This is a genomic window from Sporosarcina beigongshangi, assembly GCF_033485195.1.
Lineage (GTDB): Bacteria > Bacillota > Bacilli > Bacillales_A > Planococcaceae > Sporosarcina > Sporosarcina beigongshangi.
On sequence record NZ_JAWLIR010000003.1, the window covers coordinates 1 to 14,847 of the forward strand.

Here is a 14,847-nt window from a genome sequence, read left to right on the forward strand (position 1 = left end):
TGCCGAAGCATAATTGATTTTGTAAGAATCAACTGGCTTTTCTTTCATGAATTTGTTGTATACTAGGAGTATGTACATATCTAATGAGGTGGTGATTGTATTGGAACATGTAAAAACGTATAATGCAATGGAAATTAAGCATAAGAATGGTGATATTATTATTGAAGGGCCAATATCCGCCGCGGATCTTGAAAATTTGGAATTCCACGAAGATCTGATCGCATTTAGACCAGCCATTCAGCAACACAAGGCACTCGTCGAAATCGCAGGGCTTCCCGAAGGACGCATTTTAATCGTACGAGATATGAACACAGTCGTCGGTTATGTAACGTATTTATATCCGGATCCTTTAGAGCGCTGGTCACAAGGGAATATGAGAAATCTCATTGAGCTTGGTGCTATTGAAGTAATACCTAAGTTTCGAGGTGGAGGCGTTGGTAAATCACTGCTGCGAGTCTCCATGATGGACGATGCGATGGAGGATTATATCATTTTAACTACGGAGTATTATTGGCATTGGGATTTAAAGGGCACAAAACTCAATGTTTGGGAGTACCGAAAAATTATGGAGAAGATGATGAATGCAGGTGGATTGGAATACTACGCAACGGATGATCCCGAAATTTGCTCACATCCTGCTAATTGTTTAATGGCACGTATCGGAAAAAGAATTGATCAAGATTCCGTCCAACAATTCGATAGCTTACGGTTTATGAACAGATTCATGTATTGAAAGTAGGTGTAGTCACATGCTGATTGAGGAAATCATGATTAAAAATGTCACCACACTTTCGCCTAGCGATACTGTGGAGGACGCTTTACAAACGATGCGCCATAACAAGATTCGTCATGTTCCCATCGTTACAGAGGAGGGAGAAGTCGTCGGTATTATTTCGGACCGAGACTTGAAGGAAATTGTTCCTTCCTCTATTTCCGAAATAAAAGACCATAGCATTTACACGATAAAACTTGCTGAAATTATGACGACAAACTTAATTATCGGTCATCCCATGGATTTCGTGGAAGAAGCAGCCGTCATATTTTATGACAATAAAATCGGTGAACTCCCAATTATTTCCAACAACAAACTGGTTGGCATCATTACAGAAACTGACTTACTCTACAAATATATTGAATTGACGGGTGCCCATCAACCCGGTTCACAAATTGAAGTTCGTGTACCTAACGTACCTGGCATTCTTTATGAAGTATCTAAAGTCTTTCATGAGCAGAAAACAAATGTATTGAGTGTGCTTGTCTATCCCGAAAAAGAAAGTGATGCAACGAAAATTTTAGTCATCCGTATCAATTCGATGAATCCCCTATCCATTATTCAAGGATTAAAGGATAGTGGATTTGAGGTCCTATGGCCAAATGTGCCAGGAATCTCCACATGACGAAAAACGCCTCGTTCATCTTTTCAAAAGAGCAGCTTGAATATTCGTTTTCAGACACACACCCATTTAATCAGAAAAGAATCTTATTAACACTCGATTTATTAAAGAAGTCCGGAGCCATTCAGGAAAGCGATATAATTCCTCCTAGAATAGCGACAGACGCTGAGTTACTGCTTGCACATGATCATAAATTTATCGATATTGTTAAAAAGGCGGGAAAAGGATTATTACATGGAAATGTAGGAGATGTTTACGGCATCGGTACAGATGATACACCTATCTTCCCCAATATGCACGAGGCTAGCGCTTTGCTAGTCGGCGGTACACTGACGGCGGTCGATGAAGTGATGGAAGGACGTTCCAAGTACGCTCTGAACCTCGGGGGAGGATTGCATCACGGATTTCATGGACGCGCTTCGGGTTTCTGCATCTATAATGATAGTTCTGTAGCTATCAAATATTTACAGGAAAAGTACGGAGCTCGTGTCCTGTATATTGACACAGACGCGCATCACGGCGATGGGGTTCAATGGAGCTTCTACGATGATCCTTCCGTCTGTACGCTATCTATTCACGAAACAGGTCGCTATCTCTTCCCCGGTACTGGGAACATTACAGAACGTGGTAACGGAACAGGTTATGGAACTTCTTTCAACTTTCCAATTGATGCCTTTACGGAAGATGAATCTTTTTTAAACGTCTATAAAACAGCCATAAAAGAAGTGACTGAATTTTTCAAACCGGATGTTATTTTAACGCAAAACGGAGCAGATGCTCATTATTTTGATCCTCTTACTCACTTATATGGCACGATGGCGATTTATAAGGAAATCCCTCGTATTGCCCGGGAAATTGCCGATCAGTATTGTGATGGTAAGTGGATTGCTGTCGGCGGTGGTGGCTATGATATATGGCGTGTCGTACCGAGAGCCTGGGCTCATATTTGGCTAGCAATGACGCAGGATTCAGCGCCAACTGGCCCTCTTCCAGCGGATTGGCTTGCAGCATGGCAAGACCAGTCTCCAGTGCCGCTCATTCCAACATGGGAGGATCCTGAGCCACTCTACGAGCCTATTCCTAGAAAAGCTGAAATAACTGAAAAAAATGAACAAATGCTTAATCGAGCCTTACATATAATTCGCAATGAACAAAGAATAAAATGAACCAACTGCACAACAGAAAGTAATCGGTATAACAATAACAAAACGGGCAACGTCATCATGTAGATGATATTGCCCGTTTTTCATTTTGTTGAATCCCGTTCTTCAAGTCTGAATGGTAAAATAACATGCTCATCATCTACTTCTTCACCATTCATCAATTTTGTCAACAGACGCATAGATACTGCCCCTAAATCGTAAAGTGGCACGACAATTGACGTCAATTGCGGTCGAACAACTCTTGGTAAAATGGAATGCTCAAAACAAATAAGTTCGTAGTCTCCTGGTACAGAAAGTCCACTATCCCTTATGCCGTTCAACAAGCCAACTGCAATTACATCACTTCCTGTAAAAATAGCCGTTGGTTTCCCTTGTAATCCCAAGATTTTTTTACATCCTTCATAGGCACCATCATAGGTATTTTCAAATTCAATAATAAGTTCTTCATCAACAGGAAGATTGGCAGCCTGTAGAGCACGAATATAACCAGCCTTTTTACTGATACGATTGATATCCCTTGTAAAAGGGCCCGATGCAAAAACAATCTTTTTATGGCCATTTGCAATTAGTTTATTTACAGCTACAAATGCAGCTTCTTCAAAATCAATATTCACTGTTGCTAATTTCTCTTCAACGTCTAATGTACCCGCCAAGACAATGGGAACGCTAGATGTCGACATCTCAGCACGTACCTCATCAGAAATTGAGTCACTCATGAAGATAAGCCCATCCACCTGTTTACCAAGATGGTCCTCTATCAGTTCTACTTCTCTCGCTGTACGTTCATCGGAATTCGACAAAATAATATTGTATTCGTACATCGTTGCAACATCGGCTATCCCACGAGAAAGCTCAGAATAGAAGTTTTTCGAAATATCAGGGACAATTACACCGATTGTTGTCGTTTTTTTACTAGCAAGCCCTCTTGCTACAGCGTTTGGGCGATAGCCAAGTCGTGCAATACAATCTAATACTTTTTTTCTCGTTGCTGGTTTGACGTTTTGATTGCCATTTACAACACGAGAAACGGTTGCCATCGAAACATTTGCCTCCCTAGCGACGTCGTAGATCGTTACAGCCATCTTGTTAGCTCCTTTCATTACATTAAGTTAAAACGCCGGAACCATTGAAGGTCCGGCGTCTGCTCATTAGATTGTTTGATGCGTATTCATGAATTTCTGAATCGCCTCATAGAACTCATCAAACTGTTGCAGGTCCATTTGTTGCGCCGAGTCGGACAATGCGACAGCTGGATCCGGATGCACTTCTGCCATTACGCCATCTGCTCCTACTGCAATTGCAGCTTTTGCAGTTGGTAGCAACAAGTCTTTTCTACCTGTTGAATGCGTTACGTCAACAAAGACCGGTAGATGCGTTTCTTGTTTCAAAATTGGAACAGCTGAGATATCTAATGTGTTACGAGTAGCCCGTTCATATGTACGGATACCGCGTTCACAAAGGATAATTTGACTATTTCCTTTTGACATAATGTATTCAGCAGCATGGATGAATTCTTCAATAGTTGCAGATAGACCACGTTTTAGAAGTACTGGTTTATTAATCATACCAGCTTCCTTCAATAGTTCAAAGTTTTGCATGTTACGAGCACCAATTTGAACAACGTCGATATAATCCATTGCTTCTTCTAAGTGTGATGGTGTGATGATTTCTGTTACAACTGAAAGTCCAGTTTCATCAGAAACACGTTTTAAAATTTTCAAGCCTTCCAAACCTAAGCCCTGGAAGTCGTATGGTGATGTACGTGGCTTGTATGCGCCGCCCCTAATCATCGTCAACCCTTTAGCTTTAATGGATTGTGCGACAGCTAGTACTTGCTCATATGATTCCACTGCACAAGGTCCGTAGATGAATGATGGTTTCCCATCTCCAATCTTATGACCGTTAATATCAACAACTGTATCCTCCGCTTTGCGTTTACGTGATACAAGTAATGCATTGAGTTGGTCATCCTCTTGTATTTCAAGTGCAGACATGAAAATACCTTTAAAAATCTGCTCAAGAATTCCATTTGGCAACGGACCGTTGTTATACTCTTTCAAGAAATTAAGCATTTCCCGTTCACGAATTGGATCGTATCGGTTAACACCCTGCTTTTCTTTTACTTTACCAATTTCTTGAACAACTTCTGTTCTCTCATTAATCAAGTCTAAAACCTTGATATTCAGGTCATTTACACGACCTCTTAACTCATCTAGCTCATTCTGTCTCATCTGTCCGTCTCCTCCCCCACATATGATTCCCTTTCCGAAGAGGGGAATATATGTTACATTTTTAGATAATAGACCTAGTATAAAGAAGACTATTTGAAAAGTCACGTTATTTCTTCAAATTATTTTTTATATTGAACATTTATCGACAGAAAGGGTGGATTATTCTGGCTACTACATTATTCGCACTCGACATTGGAACACGTTCCGTCGTCGGCATTATCCTTAAAGAAAACGGTGGGACGTATCATGTTGCTGATCTTATTTCGATTGAACATAAAGAACGTTCAATGATTGACGGACAAATACATAATATTTTAAGTGTCGCAAATGTTATTTCCGAAATTAAAGAAAAACTCGAGGAAAAACATGGTCCACTCAAACGAGTAAGTGTCGCGGCTGCTGGCCGTGCTTTGAAAACTGCGGAAGGAACGATGGCTGTCGATATCTCCGAGCATTCTCTTATTTTGACCGAGGATGTTAACAGATTAGAACTGGCGGCCGTCCAACAAGCCCAGCAGAAATTATTGTCATCGGATTCCATCTCAAAAGAGGAGTACTATTATTGTGTTGGCTATTCCGTTTTGCACTATAAGCTCGAGGGAGAAGAAATCGGCAGTTTGATTGACCAAGCGGGGCGTTCTGCATCGGTAGACGTCATCGCTACATTCCTGCCTCGAGTCGTCGTCGAGTCTTTGCTATCCGCACTGAAGCGAGCAGGATTGGAAATGGAGGCTTTAACGCTTGAGCCTATTGCAGCCATCAATGTTCTCATCCCTCCCTCCATGAGACGCCTGAACGTTGCACTAGTCGATATTGGAGCAGGGACGTCGGATATTGCCATCACCGATAATAACACCGTAGTTGCATATGGCATGGTGCCACTTGCTGGAGATGAAATTACGGAAGAGCTTAGCAATCACTATTTACTGGACTTTCCACTCGCTGAAAATGCCAAAAGAAATATTTCAACGGGTAATGATATCGTACTGACAGATATTCTCGGCTTTGAGCAACATGTTCCAGCAGATGAAGTGACTATTATTATTAAACCTGCTGTAGAGCGCCTAGCAAAATCCATTGCTGATGAAATCAAACAACTCAATAATGGACAAGCTCCGAAAGCAGTTATGGTTGTCGGAGGAGGAAGCCTAACCCCTGGGCTCACAAGAGAACTAAGCATTTGCTTAGGGCTCCCTGAGAACAGAGTTGGAATTCGTGGATTGGATGCACTTACTGAAATTACGCTAGAACCAAGTATTATTTCTTCGCCGGAGCTTGTGACACCAATCGGAATTGCCATTGCCGCTAGAAGAGCACCCATTCACTATATGTCCGTTACCGTCAATAACAAAACGATACGACTGTTCGAGCTAAAGGAAATGACAGTTAGTGATGCACTTCTTGCCGCCAACATTACAAGTAGACAACTTTACGGAATGCCAGGACTCGGTATGTCCATAACTGTAAATGGCAATGACATTCTTATTCCCGGAGAACATGGCACTCCATCCATTGTCCACTTGAATGGAAATATAGCGAGTACAAAAGATCGTATAAAGGACACTGATGAAATTGAATTACTTCCTGGTCAAGACGGTGCAAATGCTTCTGCAACTATACGTGATCTACTAGAAGAAACGGTGACCATTCATGCAACCATTCTTGGACAAGCTGTTACATTAGAACCTGACATCACCGTCAATGGCATCTCCCAATCTATCGACGCAAGTGTGCAGGATCGCGATAAAATCACCATTTCACAAACAAGAACATTAGCAGCTGCATTGGCAAAAACCAACCAAAGCAAGTTACTAGAAGTTGAGGCTTTCACTGTTACTGTCAATCAAAAATCAGTCACATTAAAAAAACGTCACTCTGAGTTTTTCGTCGGCACGATGTCTATACGTCCCTCTTATGTAATAAAGGATCGAGACATCATTACATTACAAAAGCCACCTTTACCAAGTGCAAATGAAGTGGCATTAGAAATAGGTAAAAAAGCATTTGACGAAATGACTGTCACATTTAACGATGAAGAAATTACGATTCACAAACCACGACTCTCTATACGCTTAAATGGACAAGTAGCAATAGGCACAGAGTCTGTCAGACCAGGCGACAAGCTAGATTTCATATCACTTGATGAAAGTCCGATAGTTTTTAGTGATATTTTTGCATTTACGGACTATAGTTTACCGGAAAACAGTTCGACCCATTACCAATTACTTCGCAATGGGTCACAGATTGGCTTTAATGAGCAAATTTTCGGTGGGGATGCACTAGAAATAATCTTCACATAATAACAATAACTGCCCGTCTACCGAAAGAGATAGACGGGCAGTTATAATTGGCTAAACTAGTGGGATTACAAATTTCTTTGTACACACTTTAACACTTAATAGCTACAACTCATTTTTTGTCAATAATATCAGTCACAGCATTCTGATTTGTTATTTTTTCATTTCCTACATTTTCACTATTATCATAAGACACATTGCTATTCCCTGTTGTGGCATTTTCCGCAGTATTAGCCTTTCCGACAACTGCTTCATGCATTGCTTCTGCGGTAGATGTTATTATTTCTTTTCCCGCATCAAGGCTCTCCTCAACTTTAGCTGTTGCCTTCTCGACAAACTCCATCGCCTCTTCCCCTTCAGATGAAGCTGTACCATCATCCATCGGTACAGAAGTTTTTGACTTCATTGACTTTACCTTTTCTACAAGCTGTTCAGACTGTTCTTGAATCGTCTTGGATAGCTCTCCAGTCTTCTCTTTCGCTACTGAAGTAAGTTCTGTTGCTTTCTCCTTCGCTACCGAACTGATTTCAATACTTTTATCCTTCAATTGCACAGCTTGCGCCGTAAAATCCACACGCATTTCACTGCCTGATTTCGGTGTAAGGAATAGAGCTGTTGCTGCACCAATGATGCCACCGACAAGCGCACCACATAAAAAACTGCCAGCTGAAGAGTTACCCTTTTCTTCTTCATAGAAAGAGTCTGTATAATGGCGGTCGGATTCATAACTCACCGGCAAATAAGATGGTTCACCAAAAGAATTCTCATACTGATTTTTTTCTGCGTTATATTCATGATTGTAATTTGGTCTCACTCCGCGATTTTCATTCATATCCGATTCCTCCTAATATTCATGGCTAGTGCATCTATTTGTCATTACCAAAAGCACTCATAAAAACATTTTTATTTTTTCTTCTCATCAACGGATTGATAGACAGTCCAGCCATTCGTTTTTTTAGGCTGTCGTTCTTTCACTTTACCGACGATGTCAATCACAACATTGCTCCATTGAACGACTTGTGCAATTTTATCGCCATTTCGCTCAGCTTCTGTCGTGATTGTGTCCGAAACACGCCGGACTGATGATGTCAGCCCTGTTACCGAGTCTCCAACACCTTTTACAGCATCGACAACGGAGTTCAATTTTTCAGCCTTATGCTGGATATCTTCAGCGAGGCTATTGGTCTTATGCAGAAGATCTGTTGTCTCCTTTGTAATGCCTTCCAATTGGGTCGTCAGCCCATCCATCGTTTCAGAAACGGTTTGCAATGTTTTCTTCACCGAGAACAAAGTCATCGCCAAGCTTACGCATAATATTAAAAATGCGATGGCAGCGATAATAGCCGCTATGTACAATAAATTCTCCATAGTATTACCCCTTCCACTACTAGACATAAATACTGTTTACCCTATTTAAAGGGTATTTAAACGTTATGCCTCTATAACCTCTTCGACATCATTCTCAGTTTCCCTGCAAACAAATAGATATTTTTACATTTTGTCATGATCGATTTACATCACATATGAAAAACAGCCGCCTCTGGGCAGAGGTAGTTATACCTTTGCACTTGATTCGACTGTTTTCATAATTACATTTTTTTCATTTTATTATTCATTTTATTAAATGGGACTTGAATTCATTAATATACTTTTGAACATCACCAGCACCCATGAAGAGATAAACGGCATGTTCGTGCGCGTCTAGCACTTGAATATCATCGAGCTCCAAATGTTTGGCACCTGGAATTTTATCAACTAAATCCTTAATCGTTAAATTCCCAGATTTTTCACGAGCAGATCCGAATATATCACATAAATAAACGTGGTCCGCCGGTGCAAGACTAGCTGCAAACTCCGTTAATAGAGCAGCTGTCCGTGTAAATGTATGTGGCTGGAATATCGCGACGATTTCTCTGTCGGGATATTTTTGTTTAGCAGTTTGTAAAGTAGCGTGTATCTCAGTCGGATGATGTGCATAGTCGTCCACGATAATCCGGTTATCTACTTCATTCACTGTAAACCTTCTTTTTACCCCTCGAAAAGTGGAAAGCCTTTCTTGGATAATTGAAGCTTCTACTCCTTCATAGTGACAAAGCGCAATCACGCCTAAAGCATTGAGGATTGTATGGTCACCTGCCATCGGAATGGAAAAAGTGTAATAGAATTCATTGCGCACGAACACATCGAATGTCGACCCTTCTACGGTCTTCATAATATTTTTCGCAGCAAAATCATTTGACTCATCAAATCCATAATAGACAACAGGTACTTTGGCTTGAATTTGTTGAAGATGACTATCATCCCCACAAGCTATTAATGCCTTTTTCACACGTAATGCCATTTCGCCAAAAGCGTCCATCACATCCTCTAAATCTTTAAAGTAATCGGGATGATCGAAGTCGATGTTCGTCATGATTGCATAGTCAGGTTCGTAGGCTAGGAAATGCCGCTTATACTCACAGGCTTCAAAAACGAAATACTCGCTGTCCTTAGGACCACTTCCGGTACCATCACCTATTAAGTAAGATGTTGGCGAATGACCTGATAGGACATGTGCAAGCAATCCCGTCGTTGATGTTTTTCCATGAGAACCTGTCACACCAACAGAGATAAACTTCTCCATATAGTGACCTAAAAAGTCATGATAACGGATCACTTCAAGTCCAAGCTCCCTCGATTTTGCAATCTCAGGATGGCTGTCAGGAAATGCATTTCCTGCAATAATGGTCATGTCTTTTGTAATATTATTTTCATCAAAAAGTAAGATTGGGATGGCCCTTTCCCGTAATGGATCTTCCGTAAAAAAATATTTTTCCACATCTGAACCTTGTACAATGTGGCCAGAATCATGAAGAATTTGGGCGAGCGAGCTCATGCCGGATCCTTTAATCCCTATAAAATGGAACAATGTCATATTGCAACCTCCTGGGATCATTTCTGTTCCCTCAATAATAAATCAAAAAAGTCTTCATTCTAAACGATCCGTCAGCTTATCAAGGTCGCTTTCTGTCAAAAAGACATCACGTGCCTTGCTTCCTCGCTGACCGGAGATGAAACCATGCTTTTCCATTCTATCAATTAGTTTAGCGGCTCGATTGTATCCGATGCTAAAATTACGTTGAAGTAGCGATGTAGATGCACTGCCTTGTTCATGAACGAACAGACATACTTCTTCGAATAACGGATCTGTTTCCTCTTCCTCGATAGCACTTGCAAGCAAGTCTTCCTGACCGAACAAATAGTCTGGGGATGCCTCGTTGCGAACGTGTTCTATTATACGTTCAATCTCGTCATCCGTGACAAATGTCCCTTGAAGCCTGGAGCCGGCCGATTGTCCATTGCCAATATAAAGCATATCACCTTTGCCTAGTAAGCGCTCCGCTCCAGGGGAATCAATAATTGTCCTGGAATCGATTTGAGATGACACTGAAAACGCGATACGCGTTGGGATATTCGCTTTAATTGTCCCAGTAATGACATCCACAGATGGACGCTGCGTTGCGATGATCAAATGAATACCGCAGGCACGTGCCTTCTGTGCAATGCGGCTAATGGATACCTCAACATCTGCCGGAGCCATCATCATAAGATCAGCGAGCTCATCAATGACAATTAACAAATAGGGCATCTTCAAAGAAAAGCGTCGACTGTCTGTGACTACTTTATTATACCGTTCAATATCTCGAACACCCGCATGAGCAAGTAGTTCATAACGGCGTTCCATTTCTGCAACCGCCCATTTCAGTGCAGCTGTTGCTGCTTTAACATCTGTAATAACCGGACTAATAAGATGTGGAATCCCATTGAAAGGCGCAAGCTCAACCATTTTAGGATCAATGAGCATCATTTTCAAATCAGTTGGTGCGGCCTTGTATAATAAGCTAACCAAAATCGAGTTAATGCATACTGATTTCCCTGAACCTGTAGCCCCTGCAATCATTCCATGCGGCATTTTCCGCAAATCTAACGTGACAGGCATACCTGTTAAGCTGAGACCGAGCACAGCCTCTAGGGGTGACGTAGAGGTCTGAAAACTATCCGTCGCTATTACTTCAGAGATTCGTACCGCCCGTGTTTTGCGATTCGGTATTTCGATACCAATGGAGCTTTTACCTGGAATTGGCGCTTGAATTCGAATATCCTCCGCTGCCAAAGCTAACTTCAAATCATCCGTCAAATTTCGTACTTTACTTACTTTAGTTCCTTGCCCGACCGTGAGTTCAAAACGTGTCACGGTTGGCCCTTGAACCGCTTCGATTACCGTTGCTTGGACTGCAAAGTGGGACAATGCTTCTTCAAGCTTTTCCGACTGAGAATCCAACCATTCTGTATCTTCAATTTGTGCTTCAGGTGGAATTAAATAATTTAGCGATGGAAATGCATAGTAAGGCTCTTCTTCTACCATTTCATCATGATCACTTAGCTGCTCCTGCGCTTCTTTCGCCACTTCAACTTCCGTCTGAAATTCTGTTTGAAGCTGAGTTGGCTCTAACACTTTCTCTGCTGTTGCTGATGTATGCACTGAAGATTCTCTCGTTATTTTTTCTTTGTCCGATTTTAACATTAATACATTAAAGGGAACAATTCGCTCTTGTTTCTGTTCCGTTACTCGTTCTGGTTGTTCGCTTAGTTCTGTAGATTCGGTAAAAATATCTGTTTCTATTTTTTCAAATGCATCCCTAGTATGCTCCATTTCAGCCGATTCCATGACAACCGACTCTTCTTCATCATCAATGGACTTATGCTCTACTAGATCAGACACAAAAATTGGGGTTTCTACTATAGCCGGCTGTGTATCAGTAGTATCTACAAGAGCAGTCTGCTGTGCGAAATCATCTCGAACAATAGACTTTTGTGCAATCACTACTTCTTCCATTTGCCGGAATTCCGCTTCATCCTCAGTTACCATAGGGCTTATTTCTTGCCTCGGATCCCGATACCCAAAAACCGGTGAAGGTACAGACGTCGGGCTAAACGGTCTACTTGAACGTTTTTGTATAGGTGATTTAATTTGTACTGTCTGCTCTACTCGCTGCTCCTTCTCGTCGGTTCCAAATGGAACCCTTTCAGGCTCTACCGCAGAAGCATACTTCGAAGCCGAACCAACCCGAAACACATTTGGAACCGTCTTATCACTTGACCATCTTTCATTTTCATAGAGTGGTGTCGGTTCATACAAATCCTCTGCTTTTATTTCATTTACAGGGGAGTGCTGTGTTTCACGTTCTCTTGGCAGCTCCTCATCCCATCCATATATTTCTGCATCTGAAATAATTGGAAAACGAAATGAGGAGGCTTGCTTTGAATCCGATTGCTCTACTGTTTCATCCGCTTCATATTCATTCCTAGGCATCTCATAATCAATTTCATCTCTACTACTATCATCCGGACCAAAAAGCCGGTTCATTAGTGTATTAAACCAACTCAAGACTATCACTCTTTCCGTGTCAATCAATCTATTTTAACAGGACTGACACTACTAAATCAAATCAATCTTCGAAATAAGAAAAACGTACCATGACGGCACGTTTTTCTTACAGTTACTTAATCAATTTCGCCTTGGCGTAATTGCGTCCTACTTTTGAATTGCGCTTGCGCAATTAACTCCTTTCAAAATTTGTGACCTCCGCCGGAGGCTTAACTTGATTCAGCAAAGATTTGAATCCCCACTGAATCGAATGGCTGTTTCACATTTTCTTACTTCTTATTAGGAATAGGGGCTTTTGCTGAAGCTAGTTAAATGCTTCACCGACGACAGCATTGCTGCCTAGCACTAAAATCCCTTTTTCTTCTGGCGCGTCTGGCAACGCAAGTTCCTTAGCCGAACAAATCATTCCTGTAGAAGCCACACCACGAAGTTCAGCATCGCGAATAACCATTCCTGACGGCATGACTGCCCCGATTTTCGCAACCACGACTTTCTGCCCTGCCTCTATATTCGGTGCACCGCAAACGATTTGAACCGTTTCAGTTCCGATATCTACTGTACAAACACTTAATTTATCTGCATTCGGGTGCTTCTCTTTCGTTAACACATGCCCTACAACAAATTTAGGTGTAAAATCAGCATCCAATTCAACTACAGCACCGTTCTTGCTAAATGCCGATTGTAGCTGTGCAACGAATTCTTCCGTTACATCTACTTTTCCAATCGTGTCGATTGTGAAATAAGAAGAAGCATTAAATAGGTTAATAGCAGCGACTTCTCCAGTCTCCGCATTACGAATTACTGTCACATCACCGTAAGATGCTGTTGTCACTTCTTCTGGACGTGTAACGGTATGCTGAACTAACAGCACATCCCCCACACCTTCCTTGTTATAAAAAATATTCACTTATTCTTTCCTTCCCTTCTTGCCAAACGATTTTTAGCCATGATGAAAATCGGCTCTAGCTTCCCCTCTTTATAGAGGAATGACAAAGACGTGATGGGCACAGCGCCTGTCGTAAAGAAATGCATGGCCATTTGAGCCAAAACGTCATAGCCTGTGTCATTGCGGATATCACCAATGATCAGAACATCTTGGTGAGGCACCGAAACTGTCATATGTCCTTCAATTTTTGCTTCCATCTCTTTCAAAAATGCACTATTTAATATTCTACTGGCATCGTATCCATCATTATTATTGATGAAATAATAAATATTATCCGAAACAACATCTTGTTTCATAGCAACCGGTAATGACCTCACCCGGAACAATGCCGACTCCATTATTTCTACTTCAGATAGACCAATTGATGCCAACATTCCTTTATCTATTAAACGATATGTCGTTCCTAGGTCCAAAGCATAATAGATGCGTGTCTCAGCGGTATGATCTTTCATAAGAAACGTTTGCCCTGCCGCAGACTCCTTCGGAAATGAAGTCGACCGAATAACAGGATAGATAGTGGAATTACCACCGAATCCTTCCACTTCCTCCTTCTCCATTGCCTTGAAGGTTTCCCTAATAATATGAACAAGCTCGTCAATTGCTGCTTGTTTTTTTTGTTCATACTTCACTAGAATTTCTGGTAGGGAAATATCCATCCCTTTTTTCAAAACTGTATGCTCGAGTCGAACCTTATCCGCCTTCCGGTCAAACCGCCATTGAAAATGTTCAGAAGAAAGATGCTCTTTTAACATTTCGATTAGCTTTTCAGAATTCATCTACCTAATTTCCTCCATTCGCAAGAAAAACACGATACATTTCTGTCAATCAAACGTAACCTGCTTAACAGAACGCACAATTTCCATCATCTCAGTTACATTTTCTTCAATTTTCTTTGCAGTTGTTAATGTCGTCATTTTTGAGCCCCCAACACTGGCAATCAGTTCTACATTGTCATCGTCACTTTTCACGACCGCAACAAAGCCAAAAGTTCCCTCATCATTAAACGTTGCCTGCTCAATAATTTTTTTGTTTTGATCCGCTATCAGCAAATCATAAAATAATTGACTATCACTTTTTTCGTTCGGATTATTAAACAGGATGAAGGTTTCTTTACTTTTTGTCATGACAATATTTTGTGCATCAGATTGTTCACTGATGACAAATCCAGCAGGTTTATATAGTTGAATGCCATCTATTTTTTCAGTTGGCTCTTTATCATTCAAGTGGAATACTGCCTCAGCAGCCTCAACACCCGCAGTTGCACGATCATTAAGTGATTCGCTACATGCGGTAAGTAGGAACGCTGACATCACTAGTAGGAATACGAATTTCCATCTCCGGAACATTCTAGCTCCTCCAATCATTTATTAAATATAAAATACGCCAGT

The 14,847-nt window shown here is 41.2% G+C and carries 13 protein-coding genes; 4 read left to right on the forward strand and 9 right to left on the reverse strand.

The features are described from left to right. Positions 1-100: 100 nt before the first annotated feature. The 3 genes from R2B77_RS02245 to R2B77_RS02255 are packed head-to-tail and all read left to right on the forward strand — an operon-like array spanning position 101 to position 2,560. The gene (locus R2B77_RS02245) at positions 101-733 is read left to right on the forward strand and encodes a GNAT family N-acetyltransferase (RefSeq protein WP_203246632.1); all 633 of its coding nucleotides are present in this window, start codon (positions 101-103) and stop codon (positions 731-733) included. Positions 734-749: 16 nt separating this feature from the next. Continuing rightward, a complete protein-coding gene (locus R2B77_RS02250) occupies positions 750-1,397 on the forward strand; it encodes an acetoin utilization AcuB family protein (RefSeq protein WP_322555626.1) in 648 nt (215 codons plus the stop codon). Further along, on the forward strand, positions 1,367-2,560 hold the full coding sequence (locus R2B77_RS02255) for an acetoin utilization protein AcuC (protein WP_212391237.1): 1,194 nt from the start codon (positions 1,367-1,369) through the stop codon (positions 2,558-2,560). The genes R2B77_RS02250 and R2B77_RS02255 overlap by 31 nt, the downstream gene beginning before the upstream one ends. 80 nt (positions 2,561-2,640) lie before the next feature. Here R2B77_RS02255 and ccpA read toward each other — a convergent pair whose 3' ends face one another. Together ccpA and R2B77_RS02265 are read right to left on the reverse strand one after the other, a co-directional pair. Beyond that, positions 2,641-3,639: a catabolite control protein A gene (ccpA, locus tag R2B77_RS02260; protein ID WP_203246629.1), complete on the reverse strand. Its 999-nt coding sequence runs from the start codon at positions 3,637-3,639 to the stop codon at positions 2,641-2,643. A gap of 66 nt (positions 3,640-3,705) precedes the next feature. Further along, positions 3,706-4,788, reverse strand: coding sequence for a bifunctional 3-deoxy-7-phosphoheptulonate synthase/chorismate mutase (locus R2B77_RS02265; RefSeq protein ID WP_203246628.1), 1,083 nt, complete (start codon positions 4,786-4,788; stop codon positions 3,706-3,708). A 131-nt stretch (positions 4,789-4,919) separates the two neighbouring features. Here R2B77_RS02265 and R2B77_RS02270 point away from each other — a divergent pair, with 131 nt between their 5' ends. Then, positions 4,920-7,088, forward strand: coding sequence for a cell division protein FtsA (locus R2B77_RS02270; protein WP_203246627.1), 2,169 nt, complete (start codon positions 4,920-4,922; stop codon positions 7,086-7,088). Between the two features lie 109 nt (positions 7,089-7,197). Here R2B77_RS02270 and R2B77_RS02275 read toward each other — a convergent pair whose 3' ends face one another. The 7 genes from R2B77_RS02275 to R2B77_RS02305 all read right to left on the reverse strand — a co-directional run bounded on the left by R2B77_RS02275 (position 7,198) and on the right by R2B77_RS02305 (position 14,805). Further along, positions 7,198-7,917 carry a YtxH domain-containing protein gene (locus R2B77_RS02275; RefSeq protein WP_203246626.1) on the reverse strand — a complete coding sequence of 240 codons (720 nt, stop codon included), beginning with the start codon at positions 7,915-7,917 and terminating at the stop codon, positions 7,198-7,200. Positions 7,918-7,988: 71 nt separating this feature from the next. Continuing rightward, positions 7,989-8,453 (reverse strand): DUF948 domain-containing protein, encoded by a 465-nt coding sequence (locus R2B77_RS02280; protein ID WP_203246625.1) that lies wholly within the window; start codon positions 8,451-8,453, stop codon positions 7,989-7,991. Between the two features lie 244 nt (positions 8,454-8,697). Next, on the reverse strand, positions 8,698-9,999 hold the full coding sequence (murC, locus tag R2B77_RS02285) for a UDP-N-acetylmuramate--L-alanine ligase (RefSeq protein WP_203246624.1): 1,302 nt from the start codon (positions 9,997-9,999) through the stop codon (positions 8,698-8,700). Positions 10,000-10,053: 54 nt separating this feature from the next. Further along, positions 10,054-12,513 (reverse strand): DNA translocase FtsK, encoded by a 2,460-nt coding sequence (locus R2B77_RS02290; protein WP_203246623.1) that lies wholly within the window; start codon positions 12,511-12,513, stop codon positions 10,054-10,056. A 304-nt stretch (positions 12,514-12,817) separates the two neighbouring features. After that, complete coding sequence (gene ytpR, locus R2B77_RS02295) at positions 12,818-13,420, reverse strand: YtpR family tRNA-binding protein (RefSeq protein WP_203246622.1); 603 nt, start codon at positions 13,418-13,420, stop codon at positions 12,818-12,820. Continuing rightward, positions 13,417-14,235 carry a DUF1444 family protein gene (locus tag R2B77_RS02300; RefSeq protein WP_203246621.1) on the reverse strand — a complete coding sequence of 273 codons (819 nt, stop codon included), beginning with the start codon at positions 14,233-14,235 and terminating at the stop codon, positions 13,417-13,419. The genes ytpR and R2B77_RS02300 overlap by 4 nt, the downstream gene beginning before the upstream one ends. A 45-nt stretch (positions 14,236-14,280) precedes the next feature. Further along, complete coding sequence (locus tag R2B77_RS02305) at positions 14,281-14,805, reverse strand: hypothetical protein (protein WP_203246620.1); 525 nt, start codon at positions 14,803-14,805, stop codon at positions 14,281-14,283. Positions 14,806-14,847: the final 42 nt, after the last annotated feature.